This is a genomic window from Streptomyces sp. NPDC001137 (genome assembly GCF_040298885.1).
Lineage (GTDB): Bacteria > Actinomycetota > Actinomycetes > Streptomycetales > Streptomycetaceae > Streptomyces.
On the sequence record NZ_JBEPBA010000004.1, the window covers coordinates 76000 to 93442 of the forward strand.

General features: G+C 71.6%; 15 protein-coding genes. 12 read left to right on the top strand and 3 right to left on the bottom strand.

Going from position 1 to position 17443, the window contains the following annotated elements; genetic code table 11:
• Positions 1-21 precede the first annotated feature (21 nt).
• The 11 genes from ABT254_RS09000 (at position 22) to ABT254_RS09050 (ending at position 13710) form a co-directional block, all read left to right on the top strand.
• Positions 22-627, top strand: coding sequence for a hypothetical protein (locus tag ABT254_RS09000; protein ID WP_351465802.1), 606 nt, complete (start codon positions 22-24; stop codon positions 625-627).
• On the top strand, positions 624-1241 hold the full coding sequence (locus ABT254_RS09005) for a TetR/AcrR family transcriptional regulator (protein WP_351465805.1): 618 nt from the start codon (positions 624-626) through the stop codon (positions 1239-1241). Before ABT254_RS09000 ends, ABT254_RS09005 begins: the two co-directional genes overlap by 4 nt.
• A 127-nt stretch (positions 1242-1368) precedes the next feature.
• On the top strand, positions 1369-3621 hold the full coding sequence (locus ABT254_RS09010; protein WP_351465808.1) for a molybdopterin oxidoreductase family protein: 2253 nt from the start codon (positions 1369-1371) through the stop codon (positions 3619-3621).
• 134 nt (positions 3622-3755) lie between these two features.
• Entirely contained in the window at positions 3756-5165 is a 1410-nt protein-coding gene (locus ABT254_RS09015; RefSeq protein ID WP_351465811.1) for a CitMHS family transporter, read from the top strand.
• 76 nt (positions 5166-5241) lie between these two features.
• Positions 5242-6486, top strand: coding sequence for an MFS transporter (locus ABT254_RS09020; protein ID WP_351465814.1), 1245 nt, complete (start codon positions 5242-5244; stop codon positions 6484-6486).
• Between the two features lie 102 nt (positions 6487-6588).
• On the top strand, positions 6589-7233 hold the full coding sequence (locus ABT254_RS09025; RefSeq protein ID WP_351465817.1) for a hypothetical protein: 645 nt from the start codon (positions 6589-6591) through the stop codon (positions 7231-7233).
• 136 nt (positions 7234-7369) lie between these two features.
• On the top strand, positions 7370-8017 hold the full coding sequence (locus tag ABT254_RS09030) for a class F sortase (protein ID WP_351465820.1): 648 nt from the start codon (positions 7370-7372) through the stop codon (positions 8015-8017).
• 192 nt (positions 8018-8209) lie between these two features.
• Positions 8210-9553: an ABC transporter ATP-binding protein gene (locus ABT254_RS09035; protein WP_351465823.1), complete on the top strand. Its 1344-nt coding sequence runs from the start codon at positions 8210-8212 to the stop codon at positions 9551-9553.
• 219 nt (positions 9554-9772) lie between these two features.
• Entirely contained in the window at positions 9773-11161 is a 1389-nt protein-coding gene (locus ABT254_RS09040) for an aldehyde dehydrogenase family protein (protein WP_351465826.1), read from the top strand.
• Positions 11162-11172: 11 nt separating this feature from the next.
• Positions 11173-12255 (top strand): zinc-binding dehydrogenase, encoded by a 1083-nt coding sequence (locus tag ABT254_RS09045; RefSeq protein WP_351465829.1) that lies wholly within the window; start codon positions 11173-11175, stop codon positions 12253-12255.
• A gap of 132 nt (positions 12256-12387) precedes the next feature.
• Complete coding sequence (locus ABT254_RS09050) at positions 12388-13710, top strand: MFS transporter (protein WP_351465832.1); 1323 nt, start codon at positions 12388-12390, stop codon at positions 13708-13710.
• On the opposite strand, the gene ABT254_RS09055 is transcribed toward ABT254_RS09050, so the two are convergent.
• The 3 genes from ABT254_RS09055 to ABT254_RS09065 form a co-directional block, all read right to left on the bottom strand.
• On the bottom strand, positions 13702-14649 hold the full coding sequence (locus tag ABT254_RS09055; protein ID WP_351466883.1) for a DMT family transporter: 948 nt from the start codon (positions 14647-14649) through the stop codon (positions 13702-13704). The two genes, ABT254_RS09050 and ABT254_RS09055, sit on opposite strands and share 9 nt — an antisense overlap.
• Positions 14650-14774: 125 nt before the next feature.
• On the bottom strand, positions 14775-15497 hold the full coding sequence (locus ABT254_RS09060) for an ArsR/SmtB family transcription factor (protein ID WP_502971948.1): 723 nt from the start codon (positions 15495-15497) through the stop codon (positions 14775-14777).
• Positions 15498-15532: 35 nt separating this feature from the next.
• Positions 15533-16174, bottom strand: a complete 642-nt coding sequence (locus ABT254_RS09065; protein WP_351465838.1) for a TetR/AcrR family transcriptional regulator — start codon at positions 16172-16174, stop codon at positions 15533-15535.
• Positions 16175-16253: 79 nt separating this feature from the next.
• On the opposite strand from ABT254_RS09065, the gene ABT254_RS09070 reads away from it, so the two are divergent.
• Positions 16254-17405: an acyl-CoA dehydrogenase family protein gene (locus ABT254_RS09070; protein ID WP_351465841.1), complete on the top strand. Its 1152-nt coding sequence runs from the start codon at positions 16254-16256 to the stop codon at positions 17403-17405.
• Positions 17406-17443 lie beyond the last annotated feature (38 nt).

Here is a 17443-nt window from a genome sequence, read left to right on the forward strand (position 1 = left end):
GGGTGTTCTAGTCTCCCGGGCATGTCGTGGACGCGGGGTCTTCCAGCCGCGCTCGCGGTCTGTGTCCTGCTGTTGACCGGATCCGTGAGCTGCGGCTCCAGTGATGCGCACGAGGGGAAGAACGGCGATTCGATCTCGCCGGTCGGCAAGCTCCTGGACGACACGGACAGGCAGGGGCGGCACTACCGTGAAGTGAAGAAGAAGGGCGCGCCCGAGGTCGGGATCGAGGTGCAGCCGGACTCCGGCGACACCTGGGACGTGCATCTGACCGTCCACAACTTCCGCTTCTCCCCGCGCGGTACGAAGGCGCGCGCGACGGCCGGCCGCGGTCTCGCGTACGTCTTCGTCGACGACCGGCTCGTCAGTCGGCTCCGCGGCCTCACCTGCCGCCTCCCGGTCAGGTTCGTGCCACGCGGCACGCACCACGTCACCGCCCGGCTGTACGCCGACGACGGCACCGTGTGGGCCGTGCAGGGCCGCCCCGTGGAGAGCACGGCCGACATCACGGTCTCGGAGGCGGCGGGCACACCGAGTGCCACTCCGGGGGCGACGGCACTGGGTGCATCCGGCACCTATGTGCGTGGCGGGGGGCGAGGTTCACCGCGGCGCGCCGGAACGGCATCATGAAGCCTGTGCCCCACGCGACATCGCTACGCCGAGCCCCCGTGCAGCGACGCAGTGCCGAACGGCTGACCCGGATCCTGGACGCCTGCGCCGACCTCCTCGACGAGGTCGGCTATGACGATCTGAGCACCCGGGCCGTGGCCCTGCGCGCCGGAGTCCCCATCGGCTCGGTCTACCGTTTCTTCGGCAACAAGCGGCAGATGGCCGACGCCCTCGCCCAGCGCAACCTGGAGCGCTTCACCGAACAGGTCACCGAGCGGCTGCGATCCGCGGGCGAGGGCGGCTGGCGCACGGCGATGGACGCCGTCCTCGACGAGTACCTGGCCATGAAGCGCACCGCGCCCGGCTTCTCCCTCGTCGACTTCGGCAACCAGATTCCGGTCGGCGCCCGCAGCGCCGAACCCAACACCCGTGTCGCCGACCGTCTCACCGACCTGCTCTCCGGCTACCTCGGCCGGGAGCCGGACGACGATCTGCGCCGCACCTTCCTGATCGCCGTGGAGACCGCCGACACCCTGGTCCACCTGGCCTTCCGGATCTCCCCGGAGGGCGACGAGAAGATCATCGAGGAGGCGCGGGAGCTGCTGCGGGCGTATCTGGCGCGGGCGCTGGACTGAGAGCCCGCAGGGCCTGGGACCGCGGATTTCCGACCTCACCCCCGCCGAGGCCTCCCCTCCGTGCATACCGGTCGGTATGCTCGGCCGCACAGTACGAGCGTCACCGTCGCCGCCACCGGGAGGACCCGTGTCCCGCACCGCCCTGCGAATCTGCCCCCTGTGCGAGGCCACCTGCGGGCTCACCCTCACCATCGAGGGCACCCGCGTCACCGGCGCCCGCGGTGACCGCGAGGACGTGTTCAGCAAGGGGTTCATCTGCCCCAAGGGCGCATCCTTCGGCGCCGTCGACGGCGACCCCGACCGGCTGCGCACGCCGCTCGTGCGCAAGGACGGCGAGCTGCGCGAGGCCACCTGGGAGGAGGCCTTCGACGCGGTGGCCGCCGGCATCCGGCCGCTCGTCGAGCGCTACGGCCCGAACGCCGTCGGAGTCGTCCTCGGCAACCCGAACGTGCACACCATGGCCGGTGCCCTCTACCCGCCGGTGCTGCTCGCCGGCCTCGGCACCCGCAGCGTCTTCACCGCGTCCACGGTCGACCAGATGCCCAAGCACGTCTCCAGCGGACTGCTCTACGGCGACGCCAACGCCATCCCGGTGCCGGACCTGGACCACACCGACCATCTGCTCCTGATCGGCGCCAACCCCCTGGAGTCCAACGGAAGTCTGTGCACCGCCGCCGACTTCCCCGGCAAGCTCAAGGCCCTCAAGGCCCGCGGCGGCACCCTCACCGTCATCGACCCCCGCCGCACCCGCACAGCCAAGCTCGCCGACCGGCACATCGCGATCCGCCCCGGTACCGACGCGCTGCTCCTCGCGGCGATGGCGTACGTCCTGTTCGAGGAAGACCTCGTCGACACCGGGGAGTTGGCCCCGCACCTCCAGAGCCTGGACGAACTGCGCGCGGCCGTAGGGGACTTCAGCCCCGAAGCCGTCTCCGGTGCCTGCGACGTGGACGCCCCCACGATCCGCACCCTCGCCCGCGAACTCGCCGCCGCCCCCACCGCCGCCGTGTACGGACGCATCGGCAGCTGCACCGTCCCGCACGGCACCCTGGCCAGCTGGCTCGTCGACGTCCTCAATGTCCTCACCGGCAACCTCGACCGCCCCGGCGGCGCCCTCTTCCCGCAGGCGGCCACCGACCGCACACCCCGCCCCGCCGGACCGAGCCACGGCTTCACGCTCGCCCGCTGGCACTCCCGGGTGAGCGGGCACCCCGAGGCGAAGGGCGAGTTGCCGCTGTCCGCGCTCGCCGAGGAGATCGACACCGCGACCGAGGAGGGCGTGCCGATCCGCGCCCTCGTCACCTCCGCCGCCAACCCCGTGCTCTCGGCGCCCGACGGCGACCGCCTCGACAAGGCCCTGGACTCCCTGGACTTCATGGTCAGCATCGACCCGTACCTGAACGAGACCACGCGCCACGCGACCGTCGTCCTGCCCCCGCCCCCGCCCTCGCAGAGCCCGCACCACGACTTCGCCTTCAACACCCTCGCCGTGCGCAACCAGGTCCGCTACACCCGCCCCGCCGTCCCCCTGGAGCCCGGCCGCCTGCCCGAGACCGAGATCTTCGCCCGGCTGATCCTGGCCGTCACCGGCATGCACGGCGCCGACCCGTCCGCCGTCGACGAGCTGGTCATCGGGCAGACCCTCGGCAAGGCGGTCAAGGAGCCCTGGTCGCCCGTGCACGGCCGCGACCCGAAGGAACTCGCCGCCCAGCTCACCGGCGTGACGGGCCCCGAGCGGCGGCTCGACATGATGCTGCGCCTCGGCCCCTACGGCGACGGCTTCGGCGTACGGCCGGACGGGCTGAGCCTGGAGCGGCTCCTCGCGCATCCGCACGGCATCGACCTCGGTCCGCTGCGGTCGCGTCTGCCGCAGCCGCTGAAGACCAGGAGCGGCAAGGTCGAGCTGCTGCCGCAGCCGATCGCGGACGATCTGCCGCGGCTGCGGGCGGCCCTGGACCGGCTCCCGGACGAACTCGTCCTCGTCGGCCGCCGGCATCTGCGCTCCAACAACAGCTGGATGCACAACGTCCCGGCCCTCACCGGCGGCACGAACCGCTGCACCCTGCACATCCACCCCGAGGACGCCGAGCGGCTCGGCGTGCGGGACGGAGCGGCCGTACGGGTCAAGGGCGCCGGGGGAGAGGTGACGGCCCCCGCCGAGGTCACGGACACCGTGCGGCCGGGCGTGGTGAGCCTGCCGCACGGCTGGGGCCACGACCGGCCCGGCACCCGGATGAGCCACGCCGCCACCGACCCCGGGGTCAACGTCAACCAGCTCCTCGACGGCAGCCTGCTCGACCCGCTGTCGGGCAACGCGGTCCTCAACGGAGTGCCGGTGGAAATCGCCGCCGTGACCGAAAAGCTCAGCCCTGTGACCTGAGCAAAGCCGTGACCTGCAGTTTCGCGCTTATTGCTCACGCATCAACGTCTTGTTAACGCTGTTTGAACGGACCTAACGTTCCTCGCACCGCCTGCCCGGTGGGATGTTCAAGGGCGAACGTTAGGTATCCACTCATGCTGACCATCCTCGGCTTCGCCATGATCGCGACCTTCCTGGTCCTGATCATGCTGAAGAAGATGTCGCCGATCGCGGCGCTCGTACTGATCCCGGCACTGTTCTGTGTCTTCGTCGGTAAGGGCGCCAAGCTGGGCGACTACGTCATCGACGGCGTCACCAGTCTCGCGCCCACCGCGGCGATGCTCATGTTCGCGATCGTCTACTTCGGTGTGATGATCGACGTCGGCCTCTTCGACCCGATCGTCCGGGGAATCCTGAAGTTCTGCAAGGCCGACCCGCTCAGGATCGTCGTGGGCACGGCCGTCCTCGCCGCGATCGTGTCGCTCGACGGCGACGGCTCGACCACCTTCATGATCACTGTCTCGGCGATGTACCCGCTGTACAAGCGCCTGAAGATGAGCCTGGTCGTGATGACGGGTGTCGCCGCCATGGCCAACGGCGTGATGAACACCCTGCCGTGGGGCGGCCCGACCGCCCGTGCCGCGACCGCGCTGAAGCTGGACGCGAGCGACATCTTCGTCCCGATGATCCCGGCGCTCGCCATGGGTCTGCTGTTCGTCTTCGGTCTCGCGTACGTGCTCGGGCGCCGTGAGCGCAGGCGGCTCGGGGTGCTGACGCTGGACGAGGTGCTGGTCGAGGAGAAGGAGACCGAGACGGTCCTCGTGGGCGCAGGCTCCGGCTCCGGCAACGGCAAGGACGCCAGGCGCGCCGGCGGCTCCGGCTCCGGCACCGACGCGGACCTCCCCGCGGACGAGGACGACGGCCTCCAGGGCCTCGACCCCGACCGGCCCACCCTGCGCCCCAAGCTGTACTGGTTCAACGCGCTGCTCACGGTGGCCCTGCTCACCGCCATGATCATGGAGTGGCTGCCGATCCCGGTGCTGTTCCTGCTCGGTGCGGCCCTGGCGCTCACCGTCAACTTCCCGCACATGCCCGACCAGAAGGCCCGCCTCGGCGCGCACGCCGAGAACGTCCTCAACGTCTCCGGCATGGTCTTCGCCGCCGCCGTCTTCACCGGCGTCCTTCAGGGCACGGGCATGGTGGGCAGCATGGCCAAGTGGCTGGTGGACAACATCCCGGACGGGATGGGCCCGCACATGGCCTTCGTCACCGGCATCCTCAGCATCCCGCTGACGTACTTCATGTCGAACGACGGCTTCTACTTCGGCATCCTCCCGGTGCTCGCCGAGGCCGGTCAGGCGCACGGCGTCTCGTCCCTGGAGATCGCCCGCGCCTCGCTCATCGGACAGCCGCTGCACATGTCGAGCCCGCTCGTCCCGGCCGTGTACGTGCTGGTCGGCATGGCCAAGGTGGAGTTCGGCGACCACACCAGGTTCGTGGTCAAGTGGGCCGCGCTCACATCACTCGTGGTCCTCGGGGCAGGGATCCTCTTCGGCATCATCTGACCGTCCGGACCAGGGAATCCGGCTTTCGGACAAGAGAATTCTGCTTCCGGACAAGGGAATTCAGGAGGATCCGCACATGGGGCCCGGTAGGAACCGCGGCTGGCTGCTCCGTCTCGTCATCGCCTTCGGCTTCACGCAGGGGGCGGTGTCGATGGCCCGGCCCGCCGTCTCCTACCGGGCCCTCGCGCTGGGTGCCGACGAGCGGGCGGTCGGCGTCATCGCGGGCGTGTACGCGCTGCTGCCGCTCTTCACCGCGGTACCGCTGGGCCGCCGCACCGACCACGGCCGCTGCGCACCCCTGCTGCCGGTCGGCGTGGTCCTGATAGCGGGCGGCTGCGCGCTGAGCGGGCTCGCGGGCTCCCTCTGGGCGATGGCGGTCTGGAGCGGAGTGATGGGCCTCGGCCACCTCTGCTTCGTGATCGGCGCCCAGTCGCTCGTCGCCCGCCAGTCCGCCCCGCACGAACAGGACCGCAACTTCGGTCACTTCACCATCGGCGTCTCGCTCGGCCAGCTGGTCGGCCCGATCGCGGCGGGCGCACTGATCGGCGGCCCGGACATGGCGGGCACCAGCGCGCTGGCCCTCGTGGTGGCGGGTGCGGGAGCCGCGGTCGCGTTCACCTCGCTGTGGCGCATCGAGGACCGTACGGCCGTCAAGTCCCGTACCGCACAAGCCGATCACGTCCCGGTCGGCAGCATCCTGCGCGCCCCGGGTGTGCCGGCGGGCATGCTCATCAGCCTCTCCGTGCTCTCCGCCACCGACGTCCTCACCGCCTATCTGCCGGTGGTCGGCGAACACCGCGGCATCGCGCCCTCCGTGATCGGTGTCCTGCTCAGCCTGCGCGCGGGCGCCACCATCGCCTGCCGGCTCGTCCTGACCCCGCTGCTGCGGCTGCTCGGCCGGCCGCTGCTGCTCACCGTGACCTGCCTGCTGGCGGCCGTGCTGTGCGCCGGGATCGCCCTGCCGATGCCGGTGTGGGCGCTCGGGCTGGTGCTCGCCGTCCTCGGGTTCTGCCTCGGCGTCGGGCAGCCGCTGTCGATGACGACCGTCGTCCAGGCGGCCCCGGACGGCGCCCGCTCCACGGCCCTCGCCCTGCGTCTGACCGGCAACCGGCTCGGCCAGGTCGCCGCGCCGGCCGCCGCGGGTCTGGTCGCGGGGGTCGCCGGTGTGGCGGCGCCCTTCGTGATGCTCGGGGCCCTGCTGTTGTTCTCGGCGGGCAGTGCCCTGCGCGCTCCGGCCGCTCCGGGCGGCGGTCAGGTGGCGGGGGCTGCTCCGGGTGGGCGCCCGGCCGACGCTCCTTTGCGCCGGTCGAGGGATATCTGACGGCGAGTCGGGTGGTGCTGCCGCAACACGCCGGGCGGATGTGAAAGAGAGTCAGATGAAAGAGCGATTTGTATGAAAATCGTCTGACTCGGAGGAACGTCCATGAGCACCTTGCTGCCCCCGTCCGCCGGTGCCCGTCTCGGCGCGGCGGCCCTCACCGTACTCACCGTGGCCGGCGCCTCCTGGTCCGCGACGACGGCCGCCGTGGCCGCCCCCGGCGACGGTGCCGACATCAGGATCCACAGTGAGCGAGTGCCCTACGGGGTCTCGAAGGACGACCCCGTGGTCTGCAAGTTCTATCTCGACGCCGCGAATTTCGGCGACCTGACGACCGTCTCCTACACCATCACGGCGCAGCCCCCGCTGCCCACCGCGGCCACCGTGAGCGGCACGATCTCCCTGGCCGGCGGTGCCGGTCACACCGACATTCTCGGGCTGGCCGACGGCAGGTACACCCTCCAGTGGATCGTCCCGCCGACCACGCCGCCCACGACGCCCGTCCCGCCCAAGCAAAAGATCTTCAGCGTCGACTGTCACGGCAGGCACGACCGGGGGCAGGCGGGCCCGAGCCACACGATCGAGGACCACGGGCCGAAGGGCGGCGTCCACGCCGGCGGCGGCGGCCTCGTCGACACCGTGCAGGCGTACACCCCGCTGAGCGCGGCCGGAGGCGTCGGGCTGGTCGCCGTCGGCGCGGCCGTGTACGTCCGGACGCTGCTGCGCCGCCGCTCCCACGGTGCCGAGTAGGAGCTGTCCGGCGCCCCCCACCGGGGGAGTGCGTGCCAGGCCCCACGGTGCGGGCACGGTCCGCCGGGCAGGTCCCCGGCGCAGGCGCCGCAGGCCCTGGCACCGGACCCGCGCCTACCGCCTCACCAGGACGGCCATGATCGTGGCCGCCCTGGTGACGGTCTTCCGGTGCGGGGGGCATCACCACCACCCGACCGAGTCCGTCAGGGCCGGGGCCCCGCCGCGCGCCGAGGCGCCCGCCGAACCGGCCCCCGGTCGCGCCGACGGGCGCCCCCGGGCCTCCGAGCCGGCCGCGCCCGCACAGCCCGCCCCACCGCCCCGGCCGCTGCCCCGGTCACCGGCGACCGCCCTGCGCGTACCGTCCCTGGGCATCGACGCGCCGGTCGTCGGGGTGCGGGTCGGCGCCGACCGGCAGCTGGAGACCCCGCCGCTCGACAGGCCCAGGCTCGTCGGCTGGTACCAGGACGGGCCCTCACCGGGCGAGACCGGCACCGCCATCGCCGTCGGCCATCGCGACACGAGGACCGGCGCCGCGGTCTTCGCCGCCCTCGCGCAGGTGCACCCCGGGGGACGGATCGAGGTCCGGCGCGCCGACCGCCGTATCGCCGTCTACACCGTGGACCGCGTACGGGTCTTCGACAAGGACCACTTCCCCGACAAGGAGGTGTACGGCCCGAGTTCACGCCCCGAGCTGCGGGTGCTGACCTGCGGCGGCCTGTTCACGCGCAGGACCGGCTACAGCAGCAACGTCGTCGTGTTCGCCCATCTGACGGCGACCCGCTGACCCGGGACGCGCCCTCCGTGCCGCCGTGCCCTTTTTCTCACTGGGCGGAACGAAGAACCGGATTCCGTCAGGTGTCTTCCCTCCGGCGCGTACGGTCCGTTAACTTCCGTGACTCACAGCCCGTGCGACCCGTACGGGCCGTTCGACCGCGGAGCCTCAGGACTCGCTGAGTACGCCCTCGGGGGCAGTGCCATGACACGCGCCATCTCTCTGCACGACGTGAGCAAGACCTACACGCGAGGAGTTCGCGTGGTGGACCGGCTGTCGCTGGACATCCACCCCGGCGAATTCCTCGTGCTGCTCGGGCCGTCCGGCTGCGGCAAGTCCACCGTGCTGCGCATGATCGCCGGGCTGGAGGAGATCACGGAGGGCCGGCTGCTGCTGGACGGCGAGCACTCCAACGAACTCCTCCCGTCCGAGCGGAACATGGCGATGGTGTTCCAGAACTTCGCCCTGTACCCGAACATGACCAGCCGCGGCAACATCGGCTTCCCGCTGCGCGTCGAGAACCCCGGCGAGGACCCGCGCCCGCGTGTGGACGCCACCGCCCGGATGCTCGGCATCGAGGACCTCCTCGACCGCTTCCCCAGCCAGCTCTCCGGCGGCGAACGCCAGCGCGTCGCCATGGGCCGCGCCATCGCCCGCCACCCCTCGGCCTTCCTGATGGACGAGCCGCTGTCCAACCTCGACGCCAAGCTCCGCAACCACCTGCGGGCCGAGATCTCCAAGCTCACCCGGGAGCTGGGCGTCACCACGGTCTACGTCACCCACGACCAGGCCGAGGCCATGTCGCTCGGCGACCGGGTCGCCGTACTGCGCGGCGGGGTGCTCCAGCAGCTGGACACCCCGCGCATGGTCTACGCCCTGCCCCGCAACGTCTTCGTCGCCGCCTTCATCGGCACCCCGCGCATCAACCTGCTGCGCGGCCTGGTCCGCGCCCCGCTGGACGGCGCGATGACCATCAGCCTCGGCAAGCAGTATCTGCGGCTGCCCGAACCGCTCTGTCTGGACCACCAGTTGCTGCGGGTGCAGCAGGGCCGGGAGGTGATCGTCGGGCTCCGCTCGGAGGCCGTACGCATCGCCAAGCACTCCTCGGCCCGTCCGGGGGAGGTGCCCCTCACCGGCCTGGTGGAGCACGTCGAGTTCCAGGGCCACGAGATCCTCGTGCACTTCAACACCGGATCCAAGCCCGCCGTCGTGCCGGACCTGGAGGCACCGCGCCCCGGCTCCCACCCGTCCCGGCGCCGCCGGCGGGCGGGCGGGCCGACCGTGCTGGGGCGTCTGCGGGACCGGGCGGGCGCCCTCCGGGCCGGGCCTGTGGTGGTCATGGACGACCCGGGGGACGGCGACGCGGCCGGCGGCGCGACCGAGGCGCGGCTTCCGGGCGATCTGGTGGTGCGCACCACCCCCGACCTCGAACTCCGGCATGGCATGCAGGTGCCGCTGCTCGTCGACATCGCCCATCTGTTTGTCTTCGACCAGCATGGGGAGCGGATCTGTCCGGCTCCGGCCCGGTTGCCGGATCTGGAGGATTAGGGGGCGCTTCACGGGGTGCCGGGATCGGTTGTTCGGCGTCTGCGGGTGCCTGTGGCTGGGCGCGCCCACGCGGCGGAGCCGCATAGAGAGACAGCCCCGCGCCCCTTTGGGGGCGCTGCTGTGCCCGGGGTGCCTGGCGTCCGAAAACTATCGTCGCTAGTTTATGTGCCTGTCGGTAGGTTTTGACGCGGACGACGCACCCCGCCCCGGAGGAGCACCATGAAGGCACACGACGGCCTGTACATCGACGGCGCCTGGCGGCCCGCCGCAGGTCAGGACGTGATCGATGTCGTGAATCCCGTCGACGAGCAGGTGATCGGGCGGGTCCCCGCGGGGACGGCAACGGACGTGGACGCCGCCGTACGCGCCGCCCGCGCCGCCTTCCCCGCCTGGGCCGCGACCCCGCCCGCCGAGCGGGCCGCCCGGCTGGCCGCCCTGCGGGACGTCCTCGTCGCCCGCAAGGACGAGATCGCCGAGACGGTCACCGCCGAACTCGGCTCGCCGCTGAAGTTCTCCGAGAACGTGCACGCGGCCGTGCCGATCGCGGTCGCGGGTTCCTACGCCGAACTGGCGGCGACGTACGCCTTCGAGGAGAAGGCCGGAAACTCGACCGTCTACCTGGAACCGGTCGGCGTGGTCGGCGCCATCACGCCCTGGAACTACCCCCTGCACCAGATCGTCGCCAAGGTCGCCCCGGCGGTGGCGGCGGGCTGCACCGTGGTGCTCAAGCCCGCCGAGGACACCCCGTTGGTCGCGCAGCTCTTCGCGGAGGCGGTCCACGAGGCGGGCGTCCCGGCCGGCGTCTTCAACCTGGTCACCGGCCGCGGCCCGGTCGCGGGCCAGGCCCTGGCCGAGCACCCGGGCGTCGACCTGGTCTCCTTCACCGGATCCACCGCCGTCGGCCGGCAGATCGGCGCGACGGCGGGCGCCGCGATCAAGAAGGTCGCCCTGGAGCTGGGCGGCAAGTCCGCCAACGTCATCCTGCCGAGCGCCGACCTCGCCAAGGCGGTCAACGTCGGCGTCGCCAACGTCATGTCCAACTCCGGCCAGACGTGCAGCGCCTGGACCCGCATGCTCGTCCACCGGGACCAGTACGAGGAGGCGGTCGGGCTCGCGGCCACCGCCGCCGCCAAGTACGGCGACCGCATCGGCCCGGTGGTCAGCGCCAAGCAGCAGACGCGGGTGCGCGGTTACATCGAGAAGGGCGTGGCGGAGGGTGCGCGGCTGGTCGCCGGAGGGGCCGAACCCCCGCGCGAGCAGGGCTACTTCGTCTCCCCGACGGTCTTCGCCGACGTCACCCCCGAGATGACGATCGCCCAGGAGGAGATCTTCGGCCCGGTCCTCGCCATCCTCCGCTACGAGGACGAGGAGGACGCCCTGCGCATCGCCAACGGCACGGTCTACGGCCTCGCGGGCGCCGTCTGGGCGGGCGAGGAGAGCGAGGCGGTCGCCTTCGCCCGGCGCCTCGAGACCGGGCAGGTCGACATCAACGGTGGCCGCTTCAACCCCCTTGCCCCCTTCGGCGGTTACAAGCAGTCGGGCGTCGGCCGCGAGCTCGGCACGCACGGCCTCGCCGAGTACCTCCAGACCAAGTCCCTGCAGTTCTGAGGAGCGTAGCCATGGTTCGCGCAGCAGTCCTTCCCGCCGTGGGCGCCCCGCTGGAGATCACCGGCATCGACCTCCCGGACCCCGGCCCCGGTCAGGTCCGCGTCCGTCTCGCCGCCGCCGGGGTGTGCCACTCCGACCTGTCCCTGTCCAACGGCACCATGCGGGTGCCGGTCCCCGCCGTCCTCGGCCACGAGGGCGCGGGCACCGTCCTCGCCGTCGGCGAGGGCGTCGCACACGTCTCACCGGGCGACCAGGTCGTCCTCAACTGGGCGCCTTCCTGCGGCAGTTGTCACGCCTGCACGCTCGGGGAGGTGTGGCTGTGCGCCAACGCCCTGAACGGCGCCGCGGACGTGTACGCCCACCGTTCCTCCGACGGCTGCGACCTCCACCCCGGCCTGAACGTGGCCGCGTTCGCCGAGGAGACGGTCGTCTCCGCGGGCTGTGTCCTGCCCCTCCCGGAGGGGATCCCCCTCACGGACGCGGCCCTCCTGGGCTGCGCGGTGCTCACCGGCTACGGCGCCGTCCACCACTCGGCGCAGGTCCGGGAGGGCGAGACGGTGGCGGTGTACGGCGTCGGGGGAGTGGGCCTGGCCGCACTCCAGGCGGCCCGGATCGCGGGCGCCGCACGCATCGTCGCCGTCGACGTCTCCCCGGAGAAGGAGGAGCTGGCGCGCGGCGCGGGCGCCACCGACTACGTCATCGCCTCCGACACGACGGCTCGCGAGATCCGCGGACTGACCGACAAGCAAGGCGTCGACGTGGCGATCGAATGCGTGGGCCGCGCGTCCACCATCCGCACGGCCTGGGACTCCACCCGCCGCGGCGGCCGCACGACGGTCGTCGGCATCGGCGGCAAGGACCAGCAGGTCACCTTCAACGCCCTGGAGATCTTCCACTGGGGCAGGACCCTGGCGGGCTGCGTGTACGGCAACTCGGACCCGGCGAGGGACCTCCCCGTACTGGCCGAACACGTACGGGCGGGCCGCCTGGACCTGGGCGCACTCGTGACGGAACGGATCGGCCTGGACGGCATTCCGGCCGCCTTCGAGAACATGCTGGCGGGCAAGGGCGGACGGGCACTGGTGGTGTTCTGAACCAAGCCGTACGGAGCATCCGGTCGAGCCCCGGATGCTCCGTACAACCATCGTGCACACCCGTTGACCCCATACCGTCCGGTCAGTATGTTCCCGGGAACGTCCCCACCGCACCCACCGGAGTGTGCACGCATGGACATGGCCCCCTCCCCTTCCTCCGCTCCCACGGCCGCCCTCCCCACGGTCAACCGCCGTCGCGTCGCCACGGCGGCCGCCCTCGCCTCCGCGGTCGAGTGGTACGACTACTTCGTCTTCGGCATAGCCGCCGCCCTCGTCCTCGGCGACCTGTACTTCCCGTCGGGCAGCCCCACCGCCGGAGTCCTCGCCGCCTTCGCCACCTTCGCCGTCGGTTTCCTGGCCCGTCCGCTGGGCGGCATCGTCGCAGGCCAGCTCGGCGACAAACGGGGCCGCAAGCCGATGCTCGTCCTGGCCCTGACCCTCATGGGCGTGGCGACCACCGGGATCGGCCTGCTCCCCACCTACGACACGATCGGCGTCGCCGCCCCGATCCTGCTGGTCCTGCTCCGCGTCGTGCAGGGAGTCGCGGTCGGCGCACAGTGGGGCGGCGCGATGCTGCTGGCCACGGAGTACGCCCCCGAGGGCAAGCGCGGCGTCTACGGCAGCGTCGTCCAGCTGGGCGTCCCGATCGGGGTGGTGACCGCCAACACGGTCTTCCTGCTCGCCGGAGCGTTCACCACCGACTCGGCGTTCGCGGCCTGGGGCTGGCGACTGCCGTTCCTGGTCGGCCTGTTCGTGCTCGCGCTGGCCTGGTACATCCACCGGCACGTCGAGGAAACCCCTGAATTCCGCCGGGCCGAACGGGAGCTGGCGGAGAAGGAGAAGGCAGAACAGAACTCGCCCCTGCGCACGATCCTCCGCGGCCACCTCGGCACGGTCCTCCTGGCCGGCGGCTCCTTCGCCGTGAACACCGCGACCTTCTACATCCTGATCACCGGGGTTCTCGACTACACGACCCGCGACCTCGGCATGAAGCGCGACGCGGTGCTCACCGTCTCCCTCTGCGTCAGCCTCACCCAGCTCGTCCTGATTCCGGCCGCCGCGGCCCTCTCCGACCGCATCGGCCGCATCCGGATCTACGCGTTCGGCGCGGCCGGCATCGCCCTGTGGGCGGTCCCGATGTTCCTGCTGATCGACACCGGCTCACTGCTGTGGCTGGCGGTCGCCACCTTCGTCGCCGGCTGTTTCCTCAGCATCATGTACGGCCCCCAGGCCGCCCTGTTCGCCGAGCTGTTCACGCCCGAGATGCGCTACACGGGCGCCTCCCTCGGCTACCAGATCGCAGCCGTGCTCGGCGGTGGCCTCGCGCCCTTCGTCATGGTGCTGCTGCTGGAGGCGACGGGCACCTCGATGGCGGTGTCCGGCTACATCATCGCCCTGTCCGTGATCGCGCTGCTGTCCATCAAGGTCCTTGCGGGCAGGGTGCGTTCAAGCTGATTCCGAGGCGCCCTCGGGCTGCGGCCGCGGAGTGCTCCCCGGCGCCGCAGCCCGCACGGCTTCAGCCCGCGGCCGCGACCGCGAGACCGCGACGCCCGCCAGACACAGCACCCCGCCACCCAGTGTGAGCAGCCCCGGCACCTCGCCGAGCGCCAGCCACGACATCAGTACGACCAGCGCGGGCACCGCGTACGTGGTCGCCCCCATCCGGCTGGCGGTCGTACGAGCCAGGGCGTAGGCCCAGGTGGTGAAGGCGAGCGCGGTCGGGAACACGCCCAGGTACACCATGTTGAGCGTCGACGACACCGGCGCGTGGGCCGCCTCGCTCACCAGCTGCCCGGCGAACGGCAGACACCCCACCGCCCCGATGAGACATCCGAACGTCGTCACCTGCAGCGCACTGGCCTTCGCCAGAGCGGGCTTCTGCGCGACGACTCCGCCCGCGTAGCCGACCGCCGCGAGCAGACACAGCACCACCCCGAGCACCGACGACCCGCCGCCCCCCGACATCGACAGTCCGACCGTCACCGCCCCCGCGAACGACACCGCCATCCCCGCCAGCAGCCGCGGCGGCATCGGATCCCCGAGCACCCGCGCTCCGAGCAGGGCGATGAGGAGGGGCCCGATGTTCACCACGAGCGCGGCCGTACCGGCGTCGACCTGCTGCTCTCCCCAGTTCAGGACGACCATGTAGAACCCGAACCAGAGCACCCCGGATATCGCGATCCCCCGCCAGGCACCTCGTGGCGGCAACCCTTCACGCCGCAACAGACAGATCATCCCGAGCGAAACCGCCCCGGCGGACAACCGCCCGAGCGCCAAAGCCCCCGGTGAGTACGCGTCCCCCGCACTGCGGATCGAGACGAAGGCGGAGGCCCACAGCACCACGGTGACGGCGGCGGCAGCGGGGGCGAGCAGGCCGGTGCGACGGATGTTCATCATGCTCCAGAGGCTAGAAGGGGAGTGGAGCCAGGGCTCGCGAATTTCAGACGGGGTCCTGGAGCGCCCCATCAGGGGCGCGGGGAACTGCGCGACCAGCCACGACGCACCCGCAGAGGCGCAACTCAGCGCAGCGAATCGGCGCTGATGCCCAGCAGTTCGTGCAGTGCCTGCAAACCCGACGGAGTCACCTTCACTGCCCGCTCGGACCCGATCCGCACACACCACCCGGCATCCATCACATGCCGACAGAACGCCGCCCCCGCGACCCCCGCCAGATGCGGCCGCCGCTCGGTCCAGTCAAGGCATGCTCGCGCCAACGGCCGCCGCCCCCGGCGGTCGAGGGGGAGACCGATGGTGTCGAACCACCGAACCCCCGCGTCCGTCAGGGCAAATCCCGTGTCCTGCCGCAACAGCCCGCGCAGCGACAACGCATCCGTCACCGCGATCCCCAGCCGCCCCGCCAGATGGTCGTAACACGTCCGCCCCCGCGCCATCGCCGACCCGGCACTCGACTCCCGAAGCCCCCGCGGCCGTACGGCATCCCCCGGCCCCACTTGCGCGGCCAGGTCCTCCACCAGCTGCGCAACCCCCGCATCGGCGAGCCGCACATACCGATGCCGGCCCTGTCGTTCCTCGGCGAGCAGGCCGCCCTCGACCAGCTTGCCCAGGCGTTCGCTCAGCGTCGACGCGGCGACGCCCGCATGCCGCGCCAGCTCACTCGCGGTCCACGCCCGCCCGTCCAGCAGCGCCAGCAGACAGGTGGCCCGCGTCTCGTCGGCGATCAGCCCGGCGAGCCGGGCCAGCCGCGGTGCCCGGGGTTCCCTGGTGGTCATGCGTCCCAGCATGGGACACGGACACTTCGGCGGTCGCCGAACTGTCGCTACACGGCCCGTTTCACCTGCTCGTACTGCTGCACCAGACCGTCGAGGAGGGCCGTAAGACCCGTCTCGAAGGCCCGCTCGTCGATCTTCTCCTGCTGCTCGGCGAGGAGATGGGCCTGTCCGAGGTGCGGATAGTCGGCGGGGTCGTACGCGCTCTGGTCGTCCACGAAACCCCCGGCGAAGGAGCCGAGCGCGGAGCCCATGATGAAGTACCGCATCAGCGCGCCGATGGAGGTGGCCTGCGCCGGCGGCCAGCCCGCCTCGACCATCGCGCCGTAGACGGCGTCCGCGAGGCGCAGTCCGGCCGGACGGCGGCCCGGGCCCGTGGCGAGCACCGGGACGATGTTGGGGTGGTCGCGCAGCGCGGCCCGGTAGGAGACGGCCCAGTCGTGCAGCGCCGTGCGCCACTCGCGGCCGTCCTCGAACATCGACAGATCGACCTGCGCGCTCACCGAGTCGGCGACCGCCTCCAGGATCTCGTCCTTGGTGCGGAAGTGGTTGTAGAGCGAGGGCCCGCTCACCCCCAGTTCCGCCGCGAGCCGACGCGTGGAGACGGCCGCGAGGCCCTCCGCGTCCACCAGCGCACGGGCCGTCTCGACGATGCGGTCGGTGCTGAGCAGGGGCTTGCGCGGTCGGGCCATGGCGCACATAGTAGGGCTGCGCAACCGAAACTAGCAGTGCTAATTTAAATGTGCAGGATCTCGAGTGGGGTGACCGGTCATGAATCTGGAGCTCAGTGACGAGCAGGAAGCCGTCCGGCGGCTCGCCAGGGACTTCGTGGACCGCGAGATCGCCCCGAACGTCATCGCCTGGGACCGAGCGGAGGAGGTCGACCGGTCCCTCGTGCAGAAGCTGGGCGAGGTCGGCTTCCTCGGTCTGACCGTCGACGAGGAGTACGGCGGCTCGGGCGGCGACCACCTCGCGTACTGCCTGGTCACCGAGGAGCTCGGGCGCGGCGACTCCTCCGTGCGCGGCATCGTGTCCGTCTCGCTCGGGCTGGTCGCCAAGACGATCGCCGCCTGGGGGAGCGAGGACCAGAAGCGGCAGTGGCTGCCGGGGCTCACCTCCGGCGAGCACGTCGGCTGCTTCGGCCTCACCGAGCCGGGCACCGGCTCCGACGCCGGGAACCTCACCACGCGCGCGGTGCGCGACGGCGAGGACTACGTCATCAACGGCACCAAGATGTTCATCACGAACGGCACCTGGGCCGATGTGGTGCTGCTGTTCGCCCGCTCCACCGACGCCCCCGGCCACAAGGGCGTCTCCGCCTTCCTCGTGCCGGCCGACAGCCCCGGCCTCACCCGCCGCACCATCCACGGCAAGCTGGGCCTGCGGGGCCAGGCGACCGCCGAGCTGGTCCTGGAGGACGTCCGGGTGCCCGCCTCCGCGCTGCTGGGGGAGGAGGGCAAGGGCTTCTCGGTCGCCATGTCGGCCCTGGCCAAGGGGCGGATGTCGGTCGCGGCGGGCTGTGTGGGCATCGCCCAGGCCGCGCTGGACGCGGCGGTGATCTACGCGGGCGAGCGCGAGCAGTTCGGGAAGCCGATCGCCCATCACCAGCTCGTACAGGAGCTGATCAGCGACATCGCCGTCGACGTGGACGCGGCCCGGCTGCTGACCTGGCGGGTCGCGGACCTGATCGACCGCGGGCAGCCTTTCGCCGTCGAGTCCTCCAAGGCCAAGCTCTTCGCCTCGGAGGCCGCCGTCCGCGCCGCGAACAACGCCCTCCAGGTCTTCGGCGGCTACGGCTACATCGACGAGTACCCGGCGGGCAAGCTGCTGCGCGACGCCCGCGTGATGACCCTCTACGAGGGCACGAGCCAGATCCAGAAACTGCTCATCGGGCGTGCCCTGACGGGGGTTTCGGCGTTCTGAGTACCTGAGCTGAGTATCTCGGCGGATGTGGTACCGGC